This is a genomic window from Mycolicibacillus koreensis (assembly GCF_002104795.1).
Classification (GTDB): Bacteria; Actinomycetota; Actinomycetes; order Mycobacteriales; family Mycobacteriaceae; genus Mycobacterium; species Mycobacterium koreense.
In genome coordinates this window covers 13,153-38,992 of sequence record NZ_NCXO01000040.1, presented here as the reverse complement: position 1 = coordinate 38,992, position 25,840 = coordinate 13,153, and the positions used below count along the sequence as shown (strand labels likewise).

Here is a 25,840-nt window from a genome sequence, read left to right as displayed (position 1 = left end):
GGCCCACGATCAGTTCATTTCACCGTTCGCGGCGTGTCGCCCGGACTCCCCATCTCCCAGGTTCGTGGTGAAGAGCCACCAATCGGTTCACCGGAATGCTTACCCAGGGCTGCCACGCACCCATTCGCTCGATGAGAAGTTCACGGGTGGTGAACCCGACAGCCAACAAGCTATCCCCTGAGAGGATCAGCTGAATTTCAATCCGGGAGAAGCCGTCACCATCGACCGGGAAGGCTGGCACCACCAACCGTTCCGGCACGTTCTCGGGGGTCAGCACTGCTGAAGCGGGTTGCAACTCAGTCCGCATCGCTACAGCGAGATCCTCATCGTCATCTGAGTCGCGCCCGAGCGCGAATAACCCCGTACGAGATTTCGCCGGCCGGCCCGGCCTCATCAGGCAGGCCTAGGGGTTCGGATCCTCGCGGATGCAGTGCAGACCATTGCAGTCTCCTCGTTTGCTGTGCTGTCGACCGGCGGACGCGCTACTCGACGGTGACGGACTTCGCCAGGTTCCTCGGCTTGTCCACGTCGTAGCCGCGGGCCTGCGCCACCCCGGCGGCGAACACCTGCAGCGGAATCGTCGACAGCAGCGGCTGCAACAGCGTGGAGACCGCCGGGATCTCGATGAGGTGATCGGCGAACGGGCGCACCGTCTCATCGCCCTCCTCGGCGATGACGATGGTGACTGCACCGCGCGCCTGGATCTCCCGGATGTTGGAGAGCAGCTTGGCGTGCAACACCGCCATCTTCGGCGACGGCATGATCACGATCACCGGCAGATCGTCCTCGATCAGCGCGATCGGGCCGTGTTTGAGTTCCCCGGCAGCGAACCCTTCGGCGTGCATGTAGGCGAGCTCTTTGAGTTTCAGCGCTCCCTCCAGAGCGACCGGGAACCCGACGTGGCGGCCCAAGAACAGCACCGCCGGTGACCTGGCGAACCGCTGCGCCAGCGCGGAGACCGAGTCGATGCCGTCGAGGACCTGGGCGACCAGGTCCGGCATCGCCTCCAGTTCGTGGTATTCGCGAGCCACCTCGTCGGGGTATTTGGTGCCGCGCGCCTGCGCCAGCGCCAACCCGACCAGGTAGTTCGCCGTGACCTGAGCCAAAAACGTCTTCGTGGAGGCGACCCCGATCTCGGGGCCGGCGCGGGTGTAGAGCACCGCGTCGCATTCCCGCGGGATCTGGCTGCCGTTGGTGTTGCAGACCGCCAGCACCTTGGCTTTCTGTTCCTTGGCGTGGCGCACCGCCTCCAACGTGTCGGCGGTCTCGCCGGACTGGCTGATCGCCACCACCAGGGTGGAACGGTCGAGCACCGGGTCGCGGTAGCGGAACTCGCTGGCCAGCTCGACCTCGACGGGCAGCCGGGTCCAGTGCTCGATGGCGTATTTGGCCAGCAGGCCCGAGTGGTAGGCGGTGCCGCAGGCCACCACGAACACCTTGTCGATGTCGCGCAGTTCCTGATCGCCGAGGCGCTGCTCGTCGAGCACGATGCGTCCGTCGACGAAATGCCCCAGCAGGGTGTCGGCGACCGCCGCGGGCTGCTCGGCGATCTCCTTGAGCATGAAGTACTCGTAGCCGCCCTTCTCGGCGGCCGACAGGTCCCAGTCGATGTGGAAGTGCCGCGCACTGCCCTCGTCGGGCACGCCGTGGAAGTCGGTGACGCGGTAGCCGTCGGCGGTGATCACCACCACCCGGTCCTGGCCGAGTTCGACCGCTTCGCGGGTGTGCTCGATGAACGCCGCCACATCCGAGGCGACGAACATCTCCCCGTCGCCGACGCCGAGCACCAGTGGGGTGGAGCGCCGTGCCGCCACGATCGTGTCGGGGTTGTCGGCGCTGGCGAACACCAGCGTGAAATGCCCCTCCAACCGGGGCAGCACCGCCAGCACCGAGGCGACGAAATCCCCGGCGGTCGGGCCCTGCCGGTAGGCCCCGGCGACCAGGTGCACCGCGACCTCGGTGTCGGTGTCACTCGCGAACTCCACCCCGGCGTCCTCCAGGTCGTGGCGCAAAGTGGCGTAGTTCTCGATGATGCCGTTGTGGACCACCGCGATCTGCCCGGAGGCGTCGCGGTGCGGGTGGGCGTTGCGGTCGGTGGGTCGACCGTGGGTGGCCCAGCGGGTGTGACCCAGACCGGTGCTGCCGGTCAGCAGCGCCGGATCCATCTCGGCCAGCGCGGCTTCCAAGTTGGCCAGCTGTCCGGCCCGGCGGGCCACGGTCAAGGCGCCGGCGCCGTCGGCCAGGGCGATTCCGGCCGAGTCGTAGCCGCGGTACTCCATCCGCCGCAGGGCGTCGACGACGATGCCGTGGGCGGGCCGATGCCCCACGTAGCCGATGATGCCGCACATAACCTGCCAGGGTAATGCAGCCCGGCCGCCCGCCTCCGGCTGCGCACGTGCGTTACGGTCATCAGGTGGGCAGCACACGGAAGCTTTTCACCGCCTTGACCCGGCGTGGTCCACACCGCGTTCTGCGCGGTGACCTGGCCTTTGCCGGTCTGCCCGGGGTGGTCTACACCCCGGAGTCGGGGCTGAACCTCCCCGCGGTCGCGTTCGGCCACGATTGGGTCACACCGGTGTCCCACTATCGCCGACTGCTGGAACATCTGGCGTCCTGGGGGATCGTCGCGGCGGCCCCCAACACCGAGCGCAGCGTGGCCCCGTCGGTCCTGAACCTGGCGTTCGACATGGGCACCGCCCTCGACATCGCATCCGGGGTGCGGCTGGGGCCGGGCCGCATCAGCGTGCACCCCACCAAGCTCGGCCTGGCCGGCCATGGTTTCGGTGCTTCGGCGGCGGTGTTCGCCGCCGCGGGGATGCCGACCAAACCACGGGCGGTGGCGGCGGTGTTCCCCACGGTCACCTCCCCGTCGGCCCGGCAGCCGGCCGCCGACCTGCCCGTTCCGGCGATGGTGTTGGCCACCGCCGATGACGCCACCGGGTTGCGCTGCGACGCGGCGGGGTTGGCGCGGGCATGGCCGCACGCGGTGCTGCGCACCGTGGCCAAGTCCGACATCGCAGGCCCGGTGGAAGGACGGCGGCTGACCCGGCTGCTCGGCTTGCCCGGCGGTGACCGCGGCACCCAGAAGACGGTGCGGGCACTGCTGACCGGATATCTGCTCTACGAGCTTTCCGGGGACAAAACCTACCGCGACTTCGCCGACCCGGACGTGGTGCTGCCCAAGACCACCGAGACCGACTCGGATGCCGACCCCGCCAGCATCGAAGACCGGGTGGTGGCACTGCTGCGGTAGGGCCGCTGCAGTAGGGCTGGCCCTCTGCAGGGGCCTGCGGTGGGGGCCTCCGGTGGGGGCCTCCGGTGGGGCCCTCCGGTGGGGTTAGTGACTGAAATCGACGCCCCCATGGACATACACCCCGATATACGGGGTCGTGTGTCCACCTGAGCGTCGATTTCAGTCGGCATCGGCGCCGTGTCGGCCCCGATCGGCGTCTACCCTGATTCCCGTGGTGCAGGTGAATCGACGATCGGCCCTCGGCGGAGCGGCGGCGCTCGCCGGGGCGGCAGCCGTGGGCTGGGGCGGCTACGAGTTGCTGCGCAGACCCCGCACCGACGCGCACTCCGGTGGGCGACCGAACATCCTGGTCATCCTCGTCGACCAGATGCGTGCCCCGCAGTGGTTCCCCGCGTCGGCGCAGTTGGGTGCGCTGCTGCCCCGCCTCGATGAGCTTCAGCGACGCAGCGTCACCTTCACGTCGCATTACAGCGCCTCGGCGATGTGCACCCCGTCGCGTGGAGTGCTGACCACTGGGTTGTACTCCCATCAGACCGGCTGCCTGTTCACCGGTGTGGGGCGCACCGAATCGACGCTGGCACCGCGGTTTCCGACCTGGGGAACCATGTTGCGCGACGCCGGCTACGACACCTGGTGGTGGGGCAAATGGCACCTCGGCCACCACGCCGACACCACCCCCGACGGTCTCGACGTCCACGGTTTCTCCGGCGGCACCTACCCCTCACCCAACGGCGCCCCGAACCAGGGTTTGCAGCAGGACCCGTCGATCGTCGACCAGTTCGCCGGGTGGTTCGACGCCCACGGTGACACCGGTCCGTGGTGCACCACCGTCTCCCTGGTCAACCCGCACGACATCTGCTGGTGGCCGCGCAGCCCACTGCCCGAGGATGTCCCGTACCGATTCGACCGTCCGCCGGGGAACTTCGCGACCGCCGACCAGTTGCGCCAAAACGGCAAACCGCAGTTGCAGATCGACTACCTGGAATTCATGTCGCCGCTGATGACCGGGGCGATGTCCTACGACGATCCGGCGCAGTGGGCGCGCTGCCTGGACATGTACCTGTGGCTGCACCAGGAGGTGGACGCCCAGATCGGCCGGGTTCTCGACATCGTGGCCGCACGCCCCGAAGTCGATGACAACACCATCGTGGTGTTCACCTCCGACCACGGCGAATACGCCGGATCTCATGGTCTGCGCGGCAAAGGGGCGGCGCTCTACGAGGAGAGCATCCGGGTCCCGTTGTACGTGCGCGACCCGTCCGGGCACCTGACCCCCGCGCCCGGGACCACCCGGACGCAACTCACCTCCAGCGCCGACCTCGCCGGGCTGCTCCTCACCATCGCCCACGGCGGGTCGGGGTGGCGATCGGATTCGCGCTACGCCTACCTGGCCGCCCGGGCGGACCTCGCCGCGATCGCCGCCGACGCCGCGGCCCCGGGCCGACGGTGGATCGCACACGCCACCGACGACATGTCCGTGGAGGAGATCACGACCTTGCTGAATTCTCCCCAGACCCAAGGCATATTCGGTGACAATCCCCCGCCGGGCGAGATCCCGACCTCAGCACCGAGCCATATCGTCGGGTTGCGAACCCCCGAGGCGAAGTTCGGCAGGTACTGCTACTGGCGGCCCGGGAGCATGGACATCGACACCGCACGGCCCGTCGACTACGAACTGTATGACTACGCGATCGCCGACGGTAAGGCCGAACGGGTCAACGAGGCCGGCCGTCACCGCAAACAGTCTGACCTGCAGGACCTTCTCGACCACGAAGTGCTACCCGAGTTGCGCGCGCCGCTACCAGAGTTCCTCCGCGATGCGCAGGACCAGGGACTGGCCGACATGGCCGAGTTGGCGCGGCTACGCGGGGGCTGACCGCGACCTCAACGCGGCCAACGGGGAAGCTTGCGCCAGCCACGGGCGTCGAAGGCGCGCATCAGCACGGTGACCAGCCCGGCGCGCCAGCGCGACGCCGGATACCACAGCGGCTCACGCTTCTGCTGCGGCCCGCGGGGCACCACGATGGCCTGGGTGCGGCAGTACTTGCGGATCCCGGCCGGGCCGCCGAAGCGGGCCCCCACCCCGGAACGCTTCCACCCGCCCATCGGGATGGCGAAGCTGACCATGTTGGCGAATGCGTCGTTGATGTTGACCGTACCGACCTCGAGTCGACGCGCCAACCGCTCGCCGCGACGACGGTCGCCGGTCCAGATGGTGGCCGACAGCCCGTAGTCGGAATCGTTGGCCAGCCGCACCGCCTCCTCCTCATCGGCGACCTTGACCAGCGGCAGCACCGGCCCGAACGTCTCCTCCCGCAAGCAGGTCATGGTGTGGTCGACACCGGCGAGCACCGTCGGCTCGAAGAACGCCCCATCTCCGGAGGCCTTGCCCCCCATCAGGATCTGCGCACCGCGGCTGACCGCGTCATCGACGTGGCGTTGCACGATGTCGCACTGCGCCCGGGTGGCCATGGCACCGACCTCGACATCGAAGCCGCGGCCGTTCCCCCCCTGCCGCAGCCGGGCGACCTCATCAAGCAGGCTCGCGACGAACCGGTCGTAGATGCCGGCCTCGACGTAGACCCGTTCCACCGCGATGCAGACCTGCCCGGAGTTGAACATGCCACCGTAGGTGATGCCGGCGGCGGCGCGCTGCACGTCGGCGTCGGCCAGCACGATCGCCGGGTCCTTGCCGCCGAGTTCCAGACTGTGCGGGGTCAACGTGTCCGCGCAGGCCCTCGCGATCGCCCGGCCGGTGACCGTCGACCCGGTGAACTGCACGAAATCGACCGCTTCGACGACCGCACGTCCGGCCTCACCGCGCCCGGTCAGCACGGTGAACACCGGGGGTGCGCCGATCTCGGCCCAGCCGCGCGCCAGTTCCAGCGCGCTCAGCGGGGTCTCCTCCGACGGTTTGACCAGCACCGCGGCCCCGGCCATCAACGCGGCGAACGCATCGAAGCACGGGTTGAGCAGCGGCAGGTTCCACGGGGTGATGATCCCGACAACCGGGTAGGGCCGGTGGGTGACGATCAACCGTTTGGCCAGACCGAAGGGGCTGTGCGGGCCGGGATGGTCGTCGGCGAGGAACGTCGCGGCGTTGCGGCTCCAGTAGCGCACCAGATCGATGGCGGCGGGCACCTCGATGGCGGTGTCGAACCGGGTCTTGCCGGTCTCGGACTGGATGACGTCGTTGAGGTGCTCGGCATTATCGAGCAGCCAGTCCTGGAACCGCAGCAGCCACCGGGCCCGCCCGGCGGTGCCCAACTGCAGCCACGCCGACTGGTGGGCGCGCAGTCCGTCGACCGCGGACGTCACCGCGGCGGGCTCATGGTCGACGACGTGGCCCACCACCGCCCCGGTGGCCGGGTTGACGACCGTGATGTCGGGTCGGTCAGCGAGCCCGGGCATGGGAGACCCCGTCTGTGTGTGTCGACTCGTCGCGGCGCGGCGGGTTCAGTCGCACCAGCATCTTGCCGGTGTTGGCGCCGCGCATCATCGCCAGGAAGGCGTCCACCGCGTTGTCGATGCCGTCGACGACGGTCTCGCGCACTCGCAGAGATCCGTCGGCCAGCCAACCGGCTCCGCGGCGCACCCACTCGCCGGTGCGGTCCAGATGGTCACCGACGATGAAGCCGCGCAACGTAATCCGTTTCTCGATCGCGGACATCAGGTTGTTCGGCCCCGGTGCGGGGATGGCGTCGTTGTAGCCGGCGATCGCCCCGCACAGCGCGACCCGGCCGAACGGGTTGAGGACGTCGAGGGCGGCCTGCAGATGATCGCCGCCGACGTTGTCGAAGTAGACGTCGATCCCGTCGGGTGCGGCGGCCCGCAACTGGGCGGTGAGCCCGCCGCCACCGCGGTCGGTGTAATCCACAGCCGCGTCGAAGCCGAACTCGTCGACCACCAGCGCGGCTTTGTCCGGCCCGCCGGCGGAGCCGATCACCCGCGCCGCGCCGAGTTGGCGGGCGATCTGCCCGGCCACCGATCCGACCGCGCCGGCGGCACCGGAGACGAAGACGACGTCTCCGGTGCCGACCCGCGCGATCTCGGTCGTCCCGATGTAGGCGGTGAGCCCGGTCGCCCCGAGCACCCCCAGATACGCCGACGGCGCGGCACGGCGCACATCGATCGGCCGCGCTTCGGCGGCGTCGAGCAGCGCATGTTCGCGCCAGCCGGCCACGTGCAGCACCGTGGTGCCCACCGGCAACTCCGGGGCGGCGGAGGCCACGACGGTGCCGACCGCCGATCCGGTCATCGCCTCTCCCAACGCGAATGCCGGCAGGTAGGTGTCGCCCTCGTCCATCCGGCCCCGCATGTAGGGGTCCACCGACAGCCAGTCGTTGGCCACCAGCACTTGCCCCGGCTTTGGGTCGGGCAGTGTGACGGTGGCCAATTCGACGTCGGCGGCGGTGAGTTCGCCGACCGGACGGGCGATCAGGCGCCACTCACGCGTGTCGACGCCCATGGTCGGCCGGCTCCTCTCCCGCGCGCAGAGCCTGCTCGTACAACGGGTTATCGCTTGCGTAGTAGGTGCAGTGGAATCCGCTGGGGATGCGGTAGGGAACGATCGCGCGCGCCAGCGGACCGCCCCGGATGTCGGCGGCGTCGAAGACCACCAGTTCGGTGTGTGGGGCGTCGGCGCCGTGAACCAGGGTGATGACGTATCCGTCGAGTCCGCCGGGCCCATCGGTGCTGCCGACCCGCGGGGCGAAGATGAACTCCCCGGTGGCCGCTCCGGCGCCGAAGTGGTAGAAATCGTCGCTGCCGGTGGCGGTGTCGACCCGCACCACCGAGTCCATTCCGTCGGCGCGCCCGTTCTGCGAGTGCAGGTTGCTGTTGGCGAAGACCTGGTGGCTTTGCCGGGTCATCAGCCGGTCGTCGGGGCGGGGGAACTGGATGTCGTGTTCGCTGATGATCTCCTCGCCGACGAGTCCACGGTTCGGGTCGATAGTCCAGCGCCGCAGGCTTTGTCGGGTTTCGGCGTGCGACCGGACCCGGCCGTCGACGTCGGGGAACAGTGCGGTTCCCTCCGCGGCGGCGACGTCGGCGATGATCTGCCCGTCCTGCTCCCAGACGTTGGCCTCGTGCATCATGTGCCGCGACGGCGCGGTGAACCACTGAATATCGGCGGCCGATCCGGTGCGCGCCATGACGCCGAGGTAGGTGGGCCGATCCGGCACCCATGCCACCATCGGCCCGCCGGCCAGCGCCCGCTCGAAGCTGATGTCCAGCGGCGTCACCGGGAACACCACGTAGTTCTCGGTGACGAAGAACGTGTGCATCATCGTCTGGTGCGGCACCGGTATCACCTCGTGGTGGCGCACCACACCGTCACGGTCAATGATCTCGTAATGGATCTGCGGGTCCGCGCCGCGCGCCCGCGGCACCGCGCCGATGTTGAGCATCTCCCCGGTGCGGTAGTCGACGGTCGGGTGTGCGGAGAAGGTGGTGGTGATGACCCCACCGTATTGCTCTTCCCCGAGTGTGGCCAGGGAGCGCGGATCGAGGCGCACCGGCGGCGCGCCTTCCATCAGTGCCAGCAAGCGACCGCCGTGCAGGATCACGTTGGTGTTGGCGGTGTTGTAGCGGGTGCCGCGGGCCAGCGGGTCGGTGGTGGCCGGGTTGCCGTGCACCCCGAAGAGCCGGCGCCCGTGTTTGAGTTCGAGTTCCATTTTGTCGGTGCGCACCCAGCGGCTGCGCAGCGAGACCCGTCCGCCGTCGATGAAGAAGGCGTACACCATGCCGTCACCGTCGAACCAGTGGTAGTCCTCGTCGGTCGGCGGGTAGAGCGGCTCGGCCCCGTTGCGGTAGAACACCCCCGAAAGATCATCGGGCAGGGTGCCCTCGATCAGCAGGTCGGGAGCGTCGACCTCCATCCGGTTGGGGCGGTGGTGGCCGGTGAGGAACGGGCTGTCCCGATAGCGTGGGCTGGCCATCAGCTGACCTCCAGAGTGCCCAACACCGTTCCGACGGGGTAGTTCTCGTCGACCTCGGCGTCACCGTGGCGCAGGGTGCCGTCCGCGGGGGCGGGGATCTCGGTCTCCACCTTGTCGGTGCCCACGTTGTAGAGCCCCTCCCCCTCGGTGACCGCGGCGCCGTCGGGCACCAACCAGCCCAGGAACGTGCCCTCGGTCATGGCGACGTCGAGTTTGGGCATCTTGATCTCCATTGCGGTGTTCTCCTTGTCTGGGCCGTGTGGCGCGGGATGCGAACTAGTCGGTGTCGTCGCTGATGGTCAGGGTGCGGGTGGGGCAGGCTGCGACCGCGTCACGCACCAGTTGCCGGTCGTCGGCGGGGATCTCACCGGCGGGGGCGACGACGAGACCGTCGTCGTCGACGCGGAAGTAGCGCGGAGCGGTCGCCTCGCACATCCCGTTGCCCATGCAGCGGTCCAGATCGGCGTGCACTTTCATCGACGGTCCTCCTCACCGGGTCAACAGGGTGCAGGCGCTCAAACCGGGGGCGCCGTAGACGTGGCAGAGCGCGGTTTTCGGGGTGCCGGCAACCTGACGTTCGCCGGCGCGGCCCCGCAGTTGCTGCACACTTTCGTGGATCTGGCGCAGCCCCGACGCCCCAATGGGTTCGCCGTTGGCCAGACATCCCCCGTCGGTGTTGACCGGTAGCCGCCCGCCGAGGCCGGTGGCGCCGCTGTCTATCAGCTCGGCCTGGGCGCCGTGGTCGCACAGCCCCGTCTCAGCCAGGTGGATGATCTCGGCCCCGGCGTCGGTGTCCTGCAGCTGCGCGAGATCGATATCCTCGGGGCCGATCCCGGCGATTTCGTAGGCCGCCGCGGCGGCGTCGACGGTGGGGCTGTGGCCGCGCCCGACCGACAGTGACGGGCTGAGCACCTCGAAGGAGCCCGGCCGACGGGTGCGCACCGTCACCGCGGCCACGGTGACCGGATCAGCCCGGTGGCCGCGGACCCGCTCGGCGGCCGCGAGCACCAGCGCACACGCCCCGTCTCCCGGTGAGCACAGCATGTACTGGCGCAGCGGATCGTTGACCATCATCGATCCTTCGATGTCTTTCTCGGACAGCAGCTTACGTCGCCATGCATTCGGGTTGAGCGAGCCGTTGCGAAACGCTTTGGCCGCCACCGTCGCCAACAGACGGGGTGGAAGGTCATGTTCGTGCAGATAGCGTTGGATCTTCAGGGCGAAGAACTGGGCGGTGACCGCCAGCCCGGCGGCCCCGTACCACGCCGGCAGTCCCATCGCGTCGGTGTCGATGGTGAAGGCACCGCGCGGATGGGAGTCGAATCCCACCACGACGGCGTAGTCGGCGGATCCGGCGCCGATGGCGTGCACCGCTGAGAGCAGCGAACTCGACCCGGTGGCGCAGCCGTTGAACACGTTGACGAACGGCACCCCGGTCAGTCCCAGATCGGATACCAGGGTGTCGGCGGTGCCGGCCGACATGCTGCCGCCTGCGGCGAAACCGATATCGGACCAGCGCAGATCCGCGTCGCGCAACGCGTCGTGCACCGCGGCCACGGCCTGTCGGCGTGCGGTGGTGTCGCGGTAGCGGCCGAACGGCCGGCAGCCGACACCGACGATCGCCACGTCGCGGCTCATCGGCGCACCTCCTGCTCGTCGGGGACGAAGGCGAACACCGCTGCCGGACCGTCCGGGCCGGGAAGATCCACACTGGTGAGGCGCATAGGCATCCCGATGCGCAGCGCCGTGGGGTCGGCGACGGTGAGCACCGATTCCACGATCACCTGGTCGGCGAGTTCGACATAACCCAGACCGAACGGCTCGAAATCGCCGGCGTGGGGACGATACGGCGGGCTCGGCGGCGGATAGTGCTGCACGGTCCAGCTCCACAGCGTGCCGCGATCGGCCAGCGGATAGGTCGTGATGGCCTCGCCGCCGCAGCGCGGGCAGGCGTTCTGGGCGGGGAAATGGCTGTCGTCGCAGTCGGTGCAGCGGCCGCCGATGAGGCGCACACCGTCGGCGGTGATCTGCATGCTGGTCGGATCCATGGGGGCGCTGCCCACCGTGTTCACCTCCGGGCTCGGGGTTGCGGGCCGCGGTTTGCGGACTCCGCGTTTGACGACGACCACGTCGCCGTCGACAACGGCTTGACAGGCGAGCCGAACGTGCTCGCCGCGTCCACCGTGCTCACCGCGCAGAGCGGTGATCGCGCGTTGCTCCAAATCGGTGGGGGCACCGAGATGTTCGGGGGATTCCACCACTTCGACGTGGCAGACGTGGCAGTCGCCGACGCCACCGCAGATGGTCGGCCAGCGGTAGCCGGCGGCCTGCCCGGCGGCCATGATCGTCTGGCCCGCCTCGGCGGTGAATTCGATCCCTGAGGGGCGCACGGTCACCTTCGCCACGTCAGCCCCTTTTGACCTCACGCCACGGCAGGCCGCGGTTGGGGTCGGGTTCGCGCTCGAGACCGAGCACCCGTTCGCCGATGATGGTGCGCTGGATCTCTGAGGTGCCGCCGGCGATGGTGAACCGGCGGCTGTCGAGCAGTTCCTCGGCCCACGGGGTGGGGGCTGCGGCGTCCCACAGCGCGGCACGGGTGCCGGCCACGGTATAGGCCAGTTCGGCGATCTGTTGGGACAGCTCCGATTGGACCAGTTTGGTCACCGAGCCCCCCGCGCCACCGGACCCGGCCGGGTCGGCCTGGACCCGCAGATTGGTCAGGCTCAGGGCTCGCTCGGTGGCCACCACCGCGGCGAGGCGGTCGCGCACGGTGCCGTCCTGCCAGGCTCCGGTGTCGGAAGCCAGGGCCAGCAGCGGCGCCAGCGGCACCCCACTGGCGCCGGATTCTTCGGAGAGCCCGGAGCGTTCGGCGGCCAGGGTCGACATCGCGACCCGCCATCCGTCGTCGCGGGGGCCGAGTAGCGCGTCGGCGGGCACGGCGACGCGGTCGAGGAACACCTCGCAGAAGTGTTGTTCGCCGGTGATCTGCCGCAGCGGACGCACCGTCACCCCGGGGCTGGACATGTCGAGCAGAAAACAGCTGATCCCGGCATTCTTCGGCCGATCGGGGTCGGTGCGCGCCAAAAGCATTCCGTAGCCGGAGATGTCGGCGAACGAGCTCCACACCTTCTGGCCGGTGACCACCCAGTGCCCGGCGTCGTCGTCCCAGAGCGCGCGGGTGGCCAGGCTCGCCAGGTCCGATCCGGCCCCGGGTTCGCTGAACAGCTGACACCACATGTCCGCGCCGGTGGCGATGCCGGGAAGATAGCGGCGTTGCTGGGTTTTGGTGCCCCACGCCATGATCGCCGGGCCGATGAGTTTCACCGGCACGAAGTGATGCACCGGCAGGTCGGCGTGGTGCTCGGCGAGCACCGCGTGCACCGCCGACGCGCCCGGGGCGTCCAACCCGAGGCCGCCGTGGTCGCGCGGCCACTCCGGCACCGTCCAGCCCGCCGCCCCCGCGGTGGCGTACCACTCGGCGGCGGTGTCGGGATCCGGTGGCCCGTCGGGGGTCCACCCGGCGGGCAGGTGGGAGGCCACGAAGGCTTCGGCGTCGGCGCGGCTGCGTTCAGCGGTCATCGCCATTCCCGGTGCTCATCAGTGCGGCGATGCGCTCACGGTGCTGGGCGGCGGTGCCGGTCAGGGCCAGCAGCGACTGGGTGCGCCGCAGATAGTGGTGTGCCCAGTGCTCCCAGGTGATCGCGATCCCGCCGTGCAGTTGGACCGTCGCGACGGCGACGTCGGCCGCGGTCCGTCGCGCCGTCGCGGCGGCCACCGCCAGATCCAGCGCGGTCTGTCGGGCATCGGGGTCGATGGTCAGCCCCCAGGCGGCCCCGTAGACCGCCGAGCGGGTCAGCTCCACCGCGGCCAACAGGTCGGCCAGTCGGTGTTTGACCGCCTGGAACGATCCGATGGTGCGCCCGAACTGGATTCGTTGTCCGACGTAGGCCACGGTGGCGTCCAGACCGTGCTGGGCCAGTCCGAGAAGTTCCGCGGCGACCGCCAGGTCGACCCGACGGTGCGCGGTGCGCAGCGCCGCGGTGGCGTCCGGCCCGGCACACAGCACCGTGGCGGGGGCCTGTTCGGCGTGCAGCGCACCGAAGCGCCGCGACAGGTCGATCCCCTCCAGCGCCCGCGGGGCGGCGGCAGGGTCGAGCGCCACGATGCCCGGGTGGCCGTCGAGGCGGACGTCGGTGAGTACCCGGGTGTTCTCGGTGAGCTCCCACACCGGTTCGGCGTGACCGTTCACCTGCACCCGCGGGCCCGCGCCGGTGGCGGTCAGGGTGCACTCGGCGAAGCCGGCCAGCGACGAAGTCACCGCGACGGTGGCCGTCCCGTCGGCGACTGCCGCGAGCTCGGGGTGCTCGATAAGGGTGCCGAGGGCGACCGTCGACAGCACGGGCCCCGGGTAGAGTGCGGCGCCGGCCTGCTCGGCGAGGATCGCCATGTCGATCGGGGTGCCGTCGATCCCGCTGAGGATCTCACCGGCGCCGACCTCACTGAACAGGCGCGACCACGGGGTGGCCCCGCCGGCGGTGAAGACGTCGCCCAAGACCTCCCGCAGCGCGTGGTGCTCGTCGGTGAAGCTGAACAGCGGGGGCGCTTCGGCGGCGGGGGCAGCCGGTGCCTGCGAGGCGGTCATGAGGTTTCCTTTGCCGCTGCGCTCGGGTTCGCGGTCAGGTACTCCTCGCGCAGTTGACGTTTGTTGATCTTGCCCATCGCGTTGCGCAGCTCGCTGTCGACGATCTCCACTCGGGCGGGGCATTTGTAGTGCGCCAGTCGATCCCGGCACCAGGAGACCAGCTCCTCGGGTGTGGGTGCCGGGTCGGCGACGGTGACCAGCGCACAGAGCTGCTCACCCATGTCGGAGTGCGGGATACCGATCACCGCGACGTCACGCACCCCGGGGTGTGCGCGCAGCACGGCCTCGGATTCGGCGGGGTAGACGTTGACGCCGCCGCTGACCACCATGTCGGCGGCCCGGTCGGTCAGGTACAGATACCCGTCGGCGTCGAGGTGGCCGATCTCACCGATGGCGAAAACCCCGTCGGCGACGTAGCTTTGGCGGGTCTTCTCCGGGTCGTTGCGGTAGCTGGGACCTTCTCCGGTGGTGGAGCGCACACACACCAGTCCGTCCTGACCGGGTGCGCACAGCGTCCCGTCGGGGTTGCGGATGGTGATCTCCTTGCCGGGCAGGGCTTTGCCGACCGATCCGGGGTGTGCGAGCCATTCGTGGGAGTCGATGACGGTGACCGTTCCCACCTCGGTGGAGCCGTAGGCGTCGACGAAAACCGGACCGAACCAGTCGATCATCGCGCGCTTGACGTGGACCGGGCAGGGCGCACCGGTGTGCACGATCGTCTGCACGCTGCTGACGTCGTAGCGGGCGCGGGTGTGCTCGGGCAGTGCCAGCAACCGGGAGAAGTGGGTGGGCACCATCACCGAGTGGCCGATGGCCTTGGCGTCGATGAGCCACAGCACGTCCTCGGCATCGAATTTGCGCAGGATCACCACCGGGTTTCCGGCAGCCAGCCCGCGTACCCCACCGATCGGCCCGGTGTGGTGCAGCGGTCCGACCACCAGGTGCCGTCCGGTGGGACGCAGCCGTGAGGCCGCGAAGCGGCGCACGTGTTCGACGATGGACCCGCCGGTGGGGAACATCTGCTCGGGCAGTTCCACGCCGCGCGGGCGACCGGTGGTGCCGGAGGTGTAGTACAGCGGACGGGCTGGTGCGATCAGCTCCGACGGTTCGGTGTCGGGGTAGGCGGCGACGACCGAGGCGAACGCATCCACCCCGGCAGGGGCATCGTCGGCATCGAGATCCCAGGCCACCACGGTGGCGGTGGGACTGGCGGCCCGCACGGTGGCGGCGGTGCGGGCGCTGCACAGCACCACCTCGGCCGCGGAGTCGGCCAGCAGGTAGGCCATCTCATCGACGCCGAGGGCGTGGTTGATCGGCACCACCGACAAGCCCGCGTAGGTGCCGGCCAGGTGCGCCAGCGCGGTGTGGGTGCTGTTGGCGGCAGCCACCGCGAGGCGTCGGCCCGGCGCGACGGTGTCGACCAGCCAGTTCACCGTCTGGTTGAGCACCGTGTTCAGTTGGCGCCAGGTCCATTCGGTCACCCCGTCGGTGACCGCGATGCCGGTCGGGTCACCGCCGGCGATCTGCGCGATTCCGTACGCCACCGCACCGGCTCCTAGGCGACCGGGTCCGGTGCGCGGCGCAGGCAGCGTCGGGCTGCGGCGAGGATGTCGTCGACGCCGGGCACGAATGCGTCCTCGAGTTCCTTGGCGAACGGGATCGGGGTGTTGGCGCCGCCGACCCGCTGCACCGGGGCGGCCAGCTCATCGAACAGGTTCTCGTGGATGATGCTGGCCACCTCGGCGCCGAACCCGTTGCGGCGCACCGCTTCATGTATGACGACGGCTCGGCGGGTACGGCCGACCGATTCGAGGACGGTGGCCTCGTCGAGCGGAACCAGCGATCGCAGGTCGATCACTTCGGCATCGACGGACTCCTCGGCGAGCACCTCGGCCGCGGCCATCGCATCGTGGACCTGACGGCCGTAGCTGATCAAGGTGATGTCGCTGCCGGGTCGACGGATCGCCGCCTGCCCCAACGGGACCACGTGGTGGCCGACCGGAACCGGCTGTGGTGGACCGAAATACAGCAGGCTCTGCTCTACGACCACGCAGGGGTCGGGGTCGAAGATCGCTGCGGTGAGAAGCCCTTTCGCGTCGGCGGGGTTGCTGGGCACCACCACCTTCAGCCCCGGGATGTGGGTCAGCCAGGCCTCCAGCATCTCCGAGTGCTGGGCTCCGAACTGCATGCCGGCGCCGGCGGCACACCGCACCGTCAACGGCACCCCGGTCTGCCCACCGGACATGTAGCGGAGTTTTGCGGCGTGGTTGGACAGTTGGTCCATGCAGACGGCCAGAAAGTCCATGAGCATGATCTCGGCGACGGGACGCATCCCGGCGACCGCCGCGCCGATCGCGGCGCCCATGATGGCCTGCTCGCTGATCGGGGTGGCGCGCACGCGGTCGGTGCCGTATTTGGTGGACAGCCCGTTGGTGACCATGAACACGCCACCGCCGGGGTCGGCGATGTCCTCGCCGAGCAGCAGCACCGACGGGTCGCGGCCGAGCGCGTCGTCGAGGGCGCTGCCCAGCGCCTGAAATCCGGTCATCGGTGCGGTGTCGCCGGTCTCCGCGCTCACGCGCCTACCTCCTGATACACGTCGGTGAGCCCCTCGGCGAGGTCGGGGGGCGGGCTGTCGGTGGCGAACTTCACGGCGGCCTCGACCTCTTCTTTCGCGGCGGCCTCGATCGCGGCCAGTTGCGCCTCGTCGGCGAGGCCGTCGGCGAGGAGCCGGGCGCGCAACGCCAGTACCGGGTCGTTGGCGCGGGCGTCGTCGAGTTCGCCGGGTTTCATGTAGGCGTTGTTGTCCGACATCTGATGACCGTAGAACCGGAAGGTCATGGCTTCCAGCAGGGTCGGCCCGCCGCCGGAGCGGGCGCGCTGCACCGCCTCGCGGGCCGCGTCGTACATGGCCACCGGGTCGTTGCCGTCGACGCGCACGCCGGGGAAGGTGTAGGAGGCGGCCCGGTCGGCGATGCGCTCGACGCTGGTGCCGTCCTCGAACGAGGTGTGTTCGGCGTAGCGGTTGTTCTGGCAGCAGAACACCACCGGCAGCCGCCACAGCCCCGCCATGTTGGCGGCCTCGTGAAAGGCGCCGATGTTGGTCGCGCCGTCGCCGAAGTTCACCACGGTGACCTGGTCGGTGCCGCGCAGCTGCGCGGCCAGCGCCAGCCCGTTGGCGATCGGCAGCCCGCCGCCGACGATGCCGGTGGTGACCATCAGCCCGGAGTCGGGGTGGGTGATGTGCATGGGCCCGCCCTTGCCCTTGCACAGTCCGGTGCCCTTGCCCAGGAACTCGGCCCACAGCCGGTCCATCGGCACACCCTTGGCCAGATGGTCGTGCAGGCCGCGATAGGTGGTCACGACGTAGTCGTCGGCGGTGAGCAGCGCCCCCATCGCGGCGGCGATGATCTCCTGGCCGCGCGGCGAGTAGTACTGGGCGCTGACCTGGCCGGTCAGGATGAGCGAGCGGAACTTCTCGTCGCAGACCTTGATCCGGGTCGCGGTGGTGAAGATTCCGGTGAGGACGTCGGTGCTGATCCCGACGGCGCCAGCGGTGTTGGGCACACTGCCCCCTCTATTGTTTGGTCGGACAATTAATTAGTAACATGCGTCACGCCCACTGTCAATGGTGCAGGTGGGGTGCCGTTCAGTCGGCGGGGCGGTCACCGCCGGGCGCCGCCGGTTGCAACAGCAGGGTCTCGAAGAGCCGGTTGAGCACATCCATCTGCACCGGGTCGGCGACCGCGGCGGCCCGGGCGAACCCGTCGACGATCGCGCTGATCATCCAGGCGATCTGGGCGGGGTCCTCATCATCGGGGATCAGCCCGCCCGCCTGGCCGCGCTGAACCGCGTCGGTCAGCGACGCGATCATCCGCACCCCCTGGGCTCCGAACGCGTCGGCGAGCTCGGGGTGTCGGCGCGCATCGACCGGAGCGGCGGCCACGAACCCGGCGAAGTCGGGCAGCTCGTGGTTGATGTGCATCGACTCCCCCAGCACCGCCTGCAGCACCCCGCGCACCGACATCGCCCCGGACACCGCGCGGGTGGCCCGCTCGATGATCTCGCCGTAGACGTGGTCGCAGACCGCGGCGAACAGCTTGCTCTTGCTGCCGAAGTGGTAGTGCACCGAGCCGGCGGTGACCCCCGCCAGCTCCGCGATCTGGCTGGTTGTCGCCGGGCCGTACCCGGATTGGGCGAAGCACCGACACGCCGCGGCGATCACCCGCTGCCGCGTGTCGGTGCTGTCGGTTCCCGCCGGACGCCCGGGCCCGGCCTTGACGGTGTTGCTGGCGCTCACTGTCCCATCATCGCGCATCGGGGAGATGAGCGTCTCGCCCATGTCATCTCTCCAGGAACCGGTCCAGATCCTGGTGGAACTGCCGTATCCGGATCTCCTGATAGTTGGCCAGGGTGATGCCGGGTTTGGTCATCGACCGCAGCCCGCGCTGCACCTGCGGCAGGTTCGACAGGTCCTGGTTGAACACCGTGCACAGCGCACCCAGTTCCGGCGCGGCGCTGAAGTCCTCGTCGGGCCCGAGCCAGTGCACCGGCGGCGCCTTCGGTTTGGGCACACCGGCCGGTAGCGGCGCGAGCATCATGACGTCGAAGATGCAGCGGTTCGGGTCGTTGCCGTAGGGCCGGAACCGGTAGGTCAGCGGCGCACCGATACCCGCCCACGGGACCAGGTTGGGGAAGATGAAGTACTGGATGGCGTCGACGATCTCGGAGTCGCTGGTGTCAGACAGGTCCGCCCCGGTCGCCTCGGCGAGCCGGGCCCGCAGCGCCTCGGCCACGATCGGCCGCGCGTCCTGCCCCTCGGGCACCTCGATGCTGCCGACGCCCTCGGGATAGAAGTCGCGGAACATCGCGTCGAGCACGTCCTGGGGCTCCAACTCGTCGAGATGCGGGCTGGTGGTGGCCTGCGGGGTGATCATCCGGTTGAACCCGGGCAGGCCGTCGGCGCGCCGGTAGATGTCGTACTGGGTGTTGGCGTCGCCGAGGTATTCCAGCAACTGCGGGTGGGTGGCGATGACGTGGTAGGACTCCAAGAAGGCCTCCATGCCGACTTTCCAGTTGCAGTCGATCACCTTGGCGACGTGCACCGCCTTGAACCGGTCTTGGAGCCGGAACGGCTCGAAGTGCTTGTCGAGGTCACCGATGAAGTCCGCCAGCGGCGCGGCCTGCGGGTCGGGGTTGATGAACACGTAGCCGGCCCACAGGCCGGTCTGCGCTTGCGGCAGGCCGAATTTGGTCTCGTCGATGTGGGGGAAGTCCCAGCTGCACGGCAGCACGGTCAGCTCGCCGCGCAGGTTCCAGGTCATCCCGTGGAACGGGCAGCGCAGCTGCGGGGTCTGCCCGGCGCCGTCGCACAGCCGCGTGCCGCGGTGCAGACACGAGTTGTGGTACGCGGCGATCTCGCCGCCCTCGGTGCGCACCACGATCAGCGACATGTCGGCGAGGTCGTAGACGACGTAGTCGCCGGGCTCGGGGATGTCCTCTTCACGGCAGGCCACCTGCCACACCCGTTTCCACAGCTTCTCCACCTCGCGGTGGTGGAACTCCTCGGTGATGTAGCGGTCCTTGTCGATGTCCTCGCAGCCGAGGTATTCGTAGCTCTCCTCCCGCAGCGGAGCCGGCACGTTGCCGGAGTCGGCGGCCAGCAGGCTCTGCACCGTGGGCCCGCCGGAGCGGGCCTGTCCGGGCTCGAGGTCGCGGGGCATCTCGGTCTGGGTCATAGGTGTCCTCCGATCGGTTGATTTCGGTTGCGGTTCACAGGGTTGCGAGATACTGCTGGACGGCGGTGCCGATGAACGCCGACCCGTTGACCGACCAGCCGCCGTCGACGAACAGCGTCTGACCGGTGACGTAGCCCGCCGACGGGGAGGCCAGGAAGGCCACCGCCGCGGCGACGTCGTCGGGGTTGCCCAGCCGCCCCAGCGGCATGGCGGCGCCGATGGCGTCGCGCAGCCCCGGATCGGCGAACTCCCCCGCGGTCCCCTCGGTGAGCACCAGCCCCGGGCCCACGGCGTTGACCCGGATGCCCCGCGGCGCGTACTCGGCGGCCATCTGTTTGGTCAGCGCGACGATGGCCGCCTTCGACGCCGGGTAGAGCCCGCGGCCCACCCCGCCGAGGTCGGCGAGCACCGAGGTGAGGTTCACGATCGCCCCGCCCCGGTCGGGGAACTTCTCCACCACGGCGCGGGTGACCAGCCAGCTGCCCACCACGTTGGTGTCCAGCACCGCCTCGACGTCGTCGCGGCGGGCGTCGGCGAGGCTCGCCGAGCGCCAGATCCCGGCATTGTTGACCAGCACGTCGAGTTCGTCGAGCGAGGCGGCGAGCTCGGCCACCGAGTCCTCGTCGCGCACGTCGCACCGCACGGCCCGCGCGCCGAGCGCGGTGGCCGTCGCTTCGGCGGCTTCACCGTCGACGTCGGCGACGACGACCTCCGCCCCGTCGGCGGCGAGCCGGGCGGCGATGGCCCGCCCGATTCCGTGAGCTGCACCGGTGACCAGCGCTGTCGGCACGTCAACCTCCCTGTCGAACCGATCGTCGGGATCAGACCCCTTGCTTATGATGTAGCTCACTATTATATTGGCGAACCAATTAGTCAAGCGATGTCGGGAACCGCGCGTTCCCGATTCCCACACCGAGCACGGAGGCGGCAGTTGACCGAGACCACCACACCCCGGACCGGCGAGGACACCCTGCGGGTCGACGACTTCAACCCGCTGGAGCCGGCCACCGTGCAGTGCCCGTACCGCTGGTATCAGACGTTGCGCGACCAGGCCCCGGTGCATTTCGTGGCGAGCATGGGCATGTGGTTCGTCACCTCCCATGAGCTGGTCACCGAGGCCGCGCTCAACCACGAGGTGTTCTCCTCGGCGTTCGGGTTGCCGCAGATGCCGCCGCCGGAGTCGGTCGCCGAGGAGATCGCCGCCATCCAGGCCGAGGGCTGGGAGCCGGTGCCCACGCTGCTCACCGCCGACCCGCCGGAACACCACTACTACCGGCGGATGGTCGCCAAGGCGTTCACCCCGCGCCTCATCGCCGAACATGAACCGGCGATCCGTGCCATCGCCGCCGAGACCGTCGCGGCCATCCCCGACGGCGCGCCCTTCGAGGTCGTCGGCGGGCTGGCCGCTCCCCTGCCGCTGCGGGTGATCGCCAACGTGCTCAACGTCTCCGCCGACCGCACCGACGACTTCAAACGGTGGTCCGACCAGTTCACCGCCAGTGTCGGCGCGGTCCTCGACGACGCCGCCGCGGTGCAGCAGGCCCGCGAGAACCTGGCGTTCCAGAAGTATTTCGCCGCCGAACTCGACGACCGTCGCGCCGCCCCCCGCGGGGACCTGCTCAGCGGGCTGGTGGCCGCGCCCAGCGCCGAATCCGACGACGAGCCGCTGAGCACCGCCGCAGCCCTCAGCGTCATCCAGCAGCTGCTCATCGCCGGCAACGAGACCACCACCAAGCTGCTCACCGGTTTGCTGCACAAGCTCACCGAGGAACCCGACTGGTGGCAGTGGTTGCGCGAGGACCCGGCGGGGCGCTCGGCGGCGATCGTCGAGGAGGGCCTGCGCTTCCTCGCCCCGGTGCAGAGCATGTTCCGCATCACCACCACCGAGGCGCAGTTGGGTGCCACCACCATCCCGGCCGGCGCCATGGTGGTGTTGACCTTCGGCGCGGCCAACCGCGACGCCGCCCAGTTCCGCGGGCCCGAGGAGTTCGACCCCACCCGCACCGACGTCAAGGGCCACCTGTCGTTCTCCACCGGCATCCACGCCTGCCCGGGCGCGCGACTGGCCCGGCTGGAAGCCCAGATCGCGCTGGAGGAAATGGCGGGACGCTTCGCGCGCCTGCGGTTCGCCGACGACAACGACTTCGCCTACGAACCCAGCTTCATGCTGCGCGGCCTGCACCAACTGACGCTGATCTGCGAATCCTGACGCCGACGGGGCCACGATGACCGCAGAGGCTTTCACCGCACCAGACCCGCCGAACCCGGCCACCCGCGAGATCCGCCGGTGGTCGCGCGGATATCTCGACCGCCACCCGATCGCGGCGCTGCGCACCATGGGCGGGCAGTGCGTGCTCGCGGTGCGGGCGTTTCAGTACCTGATCGGCGACATCGCCCGCGGCCGGTTCCCGTTCACCGAGTTCGTCGAGCAGGCCACCTTCATGGCACGCACCGCGGTGGTGCCGACACTGTTCGTGGCGGTGCCGCTCAGCGTCACCCTGGCTATCCAATTCAGTTTGCTCGCCGGGCAACTCGGCGCAACCTCGCTGGCCGGGGCGGCCAACGGGCTGGCCGTCATCCGCCAGGGCGCCCCGCTGGTCGCCGCGGTGATGATGGCCGCCGCGGTCGGCTCGGCCACCGGTGCGGATCTGGGGTCGCGCCAGATCCGTGAGGAAACCGACGCGATGGAGGTGATGGGGGTCTCGGTGATCCGCCGCCTGGTGGTGCCGCGACTGGTGGCCAGTGTGCTGATCGCGATCGCGTTGACCGGCTTCACCTGCTTCGTCGGGTTCATGGCCGGCTACGGGTTCACCGTCGCCCTGCAGGGCGGAACCCCGGGCAGCTACACCGCGACATTCTCCTCGTTCGCCACCGTCGGGGATTTGGTTCTCACCCTGCTCAAAGCGGTGGTCTTCGGAGTCATCGTCGCGATCATCTCCTGCTACAAGGGCCTGGACACCCGCGGTGGCCCGGCCGGGGTCGCGAACTCGGTGAACGCCTCAGTGGTGCAGTCGGTGGTGTTGCTGCTGCTGGTCAACGTCCTGATGAGCCAGATGTATCTGGTCATGTTCCCCAAGACCAGCTTCTAACCGATGGCGGCCGTCTTCTACCCCGTCGGGCTGCGCCCCGCCGTGAAAGTTGCCGACCAGTCGGTCCAGCAGATCGCCCAGATCGGCCACATGGTGTCGTTTTTCGTCCGCACCATCGCCAGCATCCCGCTGATGCTGCGGCGCTATCCGCGGGAATTCTTCCGCCTGCTCTCCGACGTGACCTGGGGCAACGGATCGGTCGTCGTGGGCGGGGGCACCGCCGGGGTGGTGTTGCTCAACGGCGCCGCCGGCGGTGCGGTCGTCGCCATCGAGGGCTACAACGCGCTGAACCTGCTCGGGTTGGGTCCGGCGACCGGGCTGATCACCGCGCTGGCCACGGTGCGCGAGATCGCTCCGATGATGGCCGCGTTGAGCTTCGCGATCCAGGCGGGCTGCCGGTTCACCGCCCAGCTCGGGGCGATGCGCATCTCCGAGGAGATCGATGCGCTGGAATCGCTGGCGATACGGCCGATCCCGTATCTGGTGACCACGCGGGTGTTGGCCTCGGCGCTGGCGATCATCCCGCTGTTCATCATCTGTCTGTGCCTGAACTTCCTGGTCTGCCAGTTCGTGATCTTTCTGGCCAGCGGTCAGGCGTCGGGAACCTATCTGCACTACTTCGGCCTGATGCTGTCGGGGCGCGACATGGTGTTCGCGGTGATCAAAGCCAGTGTGTTCGTGGCGATCATGTCCACCCTGCAGTGCTACTACGGCTACTACGCCTCCGGCGGTCCGCGCGGCGTGGGCATCGCCGCGGGTCGGGCCATGCGCGCGTCCATCACGATCATGGTCAGCGTCAACATGCTTCTGACGATGGCGTTTTGGGGCATCGACGCCGGCGGAAGGCTGGGCGGGTAGATGGCGCGCGACTTCGAGTTCGACGGGCGGGGGATGTCGACCCCGAAGCTGGTCACGCTCGGGGTGGCGTTCCTGACCGTGTGCACCCTGGTGGGCTGGGCGCTGGTGGCGCGTTCGCAGGGCAGTCTGGACCGGCGTGTGCAGGTCACCCTGATGCTCAACAGCGTCGGCGACGGCCTGCCCCCCAAATCGGACGTGAAGTTCCGCGGTGTGCTGGTCGGGATGGTCCGCGGGGTGACCCCGGCGACCTCCAGCGCCCCGGCGGTGGTGCACGTCGACATCACTCCGGATCGGGCGCGCGGCATCCCGGCCACCGTCACCGCACGGATCGTGCCGAGCAACGCCTTCGCGGTGTCCTCGGTGCAACTGGTCGACAACGGGCCCGCCGCACCGCTGCGCGGCGGTGAGGTCATCGCCGAGGACACCGCCCTACCGACCCAGCTGTTCCAAACCACCCTGGCCAAACTGCGTGAACTGGTCGCCGCGACCAGCCGTCCCGGTGACGACGCCACGATCGGTTTGATGCGCGCCATCGCCGACGCCACCGCCGGGCAGGGGCCGTCGCTGAGCTCCGGCGCGCAGGGACTCAACCGGATCGTCGCGGAGATGAATGCGCTCAGCGCCGAGGACACCGGACCGCCGACGCTGACGACGTGGGAGTCGGCGATCACCGCGTTGCAGTCCACCTCCCCGGAACTGGTCGACGCCCTGCACCACGCCGTGGTGCCGATGCGCACCGTCGTCGAACAGCAGGATGCGTTGACCGCGTTGCTCACCGGCGCGCACCACACCGTGGGCACGCTGCGCCGCGGACTGGACAACCACGTCGACGAACTGCTGGCGATCAGCACCCAACTGACCCCGGTGGTCGGGGTGCTGGCCGACAACTCCGCGAAGTTCCCGGCGATCGCGTTGGGGGTCAACAACATCGTCGACAAGTTCTTCGGCGAGCTGTGGACCCAGACCGGCACCCGGCCCGGATTCACCTTCAAGCTGGTCGTCGCGTTCGCGCCGCTGCGGCTCTACGTTCGCGCCGACTGCCCCGTCTACGGGGAGCTGCGCGGCCCCAGTTGCGAGACCGCCCCGGAGACGACACCGGTGGTCGACACCCACAATCTGCCCGACCCGCGATCCTATGTGCCCCCGCCGGGTATCGAGCTGCCCGATCCGGAGAACTCCGCCGAGCAGGTGCTGTTGGCGCCCACCGGCACTCCCCCACCGGACGAGAGCGTCACCAGCCTCGGCCCCGCCCCCGACGAGACACCGGGAGGAGCCCCGTGACCGCGCATCGCCGCCGCTTGGTGTTCCTGGCGCTGTTCCTCGTGATCTGCTTCTCGGTGACCTGGATCAACCTGGTCACCCTGCGACGCGACGTCACCGGCCCCACCCACACCTACAGCGCGGAGTTCACCGACGTGACCGGGCTGCGCGAGGGCTCCGACGTGCGGATGGCCGGGGTTCGGGTGGGCCGCGTCGACGCCGTCGACCTGGCCGGCGACCGGGCGCGGGTCCGGTTCCGCATCGAACGCGACCAGCCCGTCTACGGAAACACCAAGGCGTCGGTGATCTACCAGAACATCATCGGCCAACGCTATATCGGGCTGTCGCTGGCCGATTTCGGTGACCCCGATCCCCTTCCCGACGGCGCCACCATCCCCGTCGAGCACACCGAGCCGTCCTTCGACGTGACCGAACTCCTCAACGGATTCAAACCGCTGTTCACCCTGCTGGACGCCGACAACCGCGGCAACCTGTCCAACGCGCTGATCAAAGCCCTACAGGGCGACGGCAACTCACTGGCGGTGCTGATCAGCGAGACCTCCCAGTTGGCGCAGGCGCTGACCGGCCCCGACGACCTGCTCGGACGGCTGATCACCAGCCTGAGCGCGGTCACCGAGAACCTCGCCGACCAGGGGACCGCGCTGCAGACCACGCTGACCCAGGTGCGCGCCGTGGTCGCCGGGCTCAACGCCCACCGCGACGAGCTCATCGCCTCCACCGGATCGATCACCCATGTGGTCGACCGTCTCTCGGCGATCCTGACGACCGTGCAGCCCGACCTGCAGGACACACTGCGCCGCCAACCCGGCGCGCTGGCGACGATGATCGCCAACGAAGACGAGTTCGCCACCCTCGGCGCCAACCTGCCGCTGGTGCTCAAAGGACTGGCCCGCATCAGCGGCAGCAGCGCGGCCATGGACGCCCAGGCCTGCAACTTCAACTTCACGTTCTTCAATTTCCTCAAACCGATCGTCCCGGCCGTCATCAACGCCGCCACACCCGGCGGATGGCGCAAATACTCGGCTCAGTGCAGGTGAGGT

General features: G+C 69.4%; 23 protein-coding genes. 7 read left to right on the top strand and 16 right to left on the bottom strand.

Annotated elements, in window-relative coordinates:
* Window positions 1–482 precede the first annotated feature (482 nt).
* Complete coding sequence (gene glmS / locus B8W67_RS15765; RefSeq protein ID WP_085304911.1) at window positions 483–2,348, bottom strand: glutamine--fructose-6-phosphate transaminase (isomerizing); 1,866 nt, start codon at window positions 2,346–2,348, stop codon at window positions 483–485.
* Between the two features lie 65 nt (window positions 2,349–2,413).
* On the opposite strand from glmS, the gene B8W67_RS15760 reads away from it, so the two are divergent.
* Window positions 2,414–3,253, top strand: coding sequence for a dienelactone hydrolase family protein (locus B8W67_RS15760; protein ID WP_109561804.1), 840 nt, complete (start codon window positions 2,414–2,416; stop codon window positions 3,251–3,253).
* A 211-nt stretch (window positions 3,254–3,464) separates the two neighbouring features.
* Window positions 3,465–5,129, top strand: coding sequence for a sulfatase-like hydrolase/transferase (locus tag B8W67_RS15755; protein WP_085304909.1), 1,665 nt, complete (start codon window positions 3,465–3,467; stop codon window positions 5,127–5,129).
* An 8-nt stretch (window positions 5,130–5,137) separates the two neighbouring features.
* Here the strand turns inward: B8W67_RS15755 and B8W67_RS15750 are convergent, their stop codons facing one another.
* The 15 genes from B8W67_RS15750 to B8W67_RS15675 all read right to left on the bottom strand — a co-directional run bounded on the left by B8W67_RS15750 (window position 5,138) and on the right by B8W67_RS15675 (window position 20,362).
* On the bottom strand, window positions 5,138–6,664 hold the full coding sequence (locus B8W67_RS15750) for an aldehyde dehydrogenase family protein (protein WP_085304907.1): 1,527 nt from the start codon (window positions 6,662–6,664) through the stop codon (window positions 5,138–5,140).
* Window positions 6,648–7,721: an NADP-dependent oxidoreductase gene (locus B8W67_RS15745; protein ID WP_085304905.1), complete on the bottom strand. Its 1,074-nt coding sequence runs from the start codon at window positions 7,719–7,721 to the stop codon at window positions 6,648–6,650. The genes B8W67_RS15750 and B8W67_RS15745 overlap by 17 nt, the downstream gene beginning before the upstream one ends.
* Window positions 7,702–9,192 carry a carotenoid oxygenase family protein gene (locus B8W67_RS15740; protein WP_085304903.1) on the bottom strand — a complete coding sequence of 497 codons (1,491 nt, stop codon included), beginning with the start codon at window positions 9,190–9,192 and terminating at the stop codon, window positions 7,702–7,704. Before B8W67_RS15740 ends, B8W67_RS15745 begins: the two co-directional genes overlap by 20 nt.
* Window positions 9,192–9,425, bottom strand: a complete 234-nt coding sequence (locus B8W67_RS15735) for a biotin/lipoyl-containing protein (protein WP_085304901.1) — start codon at window positions 9,423–9,425, stop codon at window positions 9,192–9,194. Before B8W67_RS15735 ends, B8W67_RS15740 begins: the two co-directional genes overlap by 1 nt.
* A 43-nt stretch (window positions 9,426–9,468) precedes the next feature.
* Window positions 9,469–9,669 (bottom strand): ferredoxin, encoded by a 201-nt coding sequence (locus B8W67_RS15730; RefSeq protein ID WP_085304899.1) that lies wholly within the window; start codon window positions 9,667–9,669, stop codon window positions 9,469–9,471.
* 12 nt (window positions 9,670–9,681) lie between these two features.
* Window positions 9,682–10,830: a thiolase family protein gene (locus B8W67_RS15725; RefSeq protein WP_085304897.1), complete on the bottom strand. Its 1,149-nt coding sequence runs from the start codon at window positions 10,828–10,830 to the stop codon at window positions 9,682–9,684.
* Complete coding sequence (locus B8W67_RS21410) at window positions 10,827–11,597, bottom strand: OB-fold domain-containing protein (protein ID WP_234806792.1); 771 nt, start codon at window positions 11,595–11,597, stop codon at window positions 10,827–10,829. Before B8W67_RS21410 ends, B8W67_RS15725 begins: the two co-directional genes overlap by 4 nt.
* A gap of 1 nt (window position 11,598) precedes the next feature.
* Complete coding sequence (locus B8W67_RS15710; RefSeq protein ID WP_085304895.1) at window positions 11,599–12,777, bottom strand: acyl-CoA dehydrogenase family protein; 1,179 nt, start codon at window positions 12,775–12,777, stop codon at window positions 11,599–11,601.
* Window positions 12,761–13,834 (bottom strand): acyl-CoA dehydrogenase family protein, encoded by a 1,074-nt coding sequence (locus B8W67_RS15705; protein WP_234806791.1) that lies wholly within the window; start codon window positions 13,832–13,834, stop codon window positions 12,761–12,763. Before B8W67_RS15705 ends, B8W67_RS15710 begins: the two co-directional genes overlap by 17 nt.
* Complete coding sequence (locus B8W67_RS15700; RefSeq protein WP_085304894.1) at window positions 13,831–15,378, bottom strand: AMP-binding protein; 1,548 nt, start codon at window positions 15,376–15,378, stop codon at window positions 13,831–13,833. Before B8W67_RS15700 ends, B8W67_RS15705 begins: the two co-directional genes overlap by 4 nt.
* 11 nt (window positions 15,379–15,389) lie before the next feature.
* Window positions 15,390–16,382 (bottom strand): alpha-ketoacid dehydrogenase subunit beta, encoded by a 993-nt coding sequence (locus tag B8W67_RS15695; protein ID WP_069391241.1) that lies wholly within the window; start codon window positions 16,380–16,382, stop codon window positions 15,390–15,392.
* A gap of 26 nt (window positions 16,383–16,408) precedes the next feature.
* Window positions 16,409–17,401, bottom strand: a complete 993-nt coding sequence (locus B8W67_RS15690) for a thiamine pyrophosphate-dependent dehydrogenase E1 component subunit alpha (RefSeq protein WP_234806790.1) — start codon at window positions 17,399–17,401, stop codon at window positions 16,409–16,411.
* Between the two features lie 82 nt (window positions 17,402–17,483).
* Window positions 17,484–18,176: a TetR/AcrR family transcriptional regulator gene (locus B8W67_RS15685; protein ID WP_234793817.1), complete on the bottom strand. Its 693-nt coding sequence runs from the start codon at window positions 18,174–18,176 to the stop codon at window positions 17,484–17,486.
* A 1-nt stretch (window position 18,177) separates the two neighbouring features.
* On the bottom strand, window positions 18,178–19,572 hold the full coding sequence (locus tag B8W67_RS15680; RefSeq protein WP_069391077.1) for an aromatic ring-hydroxylating oxygenase subunit alpha: 1,395 nt from the start codon (window positions 19,570–19,572) through the stop codon (window positions 18,178–18,180).
* Between the two features lie 34 nt (window positions 19,573–19,606).
* Complete coding sequence (locus B8W67_RS15675; protein WP_197747553.1) at window positions 19,607–20,362, bottom strand: SDR family NAD(P)-dependent oxidoreductase; 756 nt, start codon at window positions 20,360–20,362, stop codon at window positions 19,607–19,609.
* A gap of 141 nt (window positions 20,363–20,503) precedes the next feature.
* On the opposite strand from B8W67_RS15675, the gene B8W67_RS15670 reads away from it, so the two are divergent.
* Genes B8W67_RS15670 through B8W67_RS15650 form a run of 5 tightly spaced genes read left to right on the top strand, consistent with a single transcriptional unit; the run spans window position 20,504 to window position 25,837 of the window.
* A complete protein-coding gene (locus B8W67_RS15670) occupies window positions 20,504–21,781 on the top strand; it encodes a cytochrome P450 (protein ID WP_197747554.1) in 1,278 nt (425 codons plus the stop codon).
* 16 nt (window positions 21,782–21,797) lie between these two features.
* Window positions 21,798–22,661, top strand: coding sequence for an MlaE family ABC transporter permease (locus tag B8W67_RS15665; RefSeq protein WP_085304890.1), 864 nt, complete (start codon window positions 21,798–21,800; stop codon window positions 22,659–22,661).
* Window positions 22,662–22,664: 3 nt separating this feature from the next.
* On the top strand, window positions 22,665–23,519 hold the full coding sequence (locus B8W67_RS15660; RefSeq protein WP_085304889.1) for an ABC transporter permease: 855 nt from the start codon (window positions 22,665–22,667) through the stop codon (window positions 23,517–23,519).
* The gene (locus B8W67_RS15655; protein ID WP_085304887.1) at window positions 23,520–24,800 is read left to right on the top strand and encodes an MlaD family protein; all 1,281 of its coding nucleotides are present in this window, start codon (window positions 23,520–23,522) and stop codon (window positions 24,798–24,800) included.
* A complete protein-coding gene (locus B8W67_RS15650) occupies window positions 24,797–25,837 on the top strand; it encodes an MCE family protein (RefSeq protein ID WP_085304885.1) in 1,041 nt (346 codons plus the stop codon). The genes B8W67_RS15655 and B8W67_RS15650 overlap by 4 nt, the downstream gene beginning before the upstream one ends.
* The last annotated feature ends 3 nt before the right edge of the window (window positions 25,838–25,840 follow it).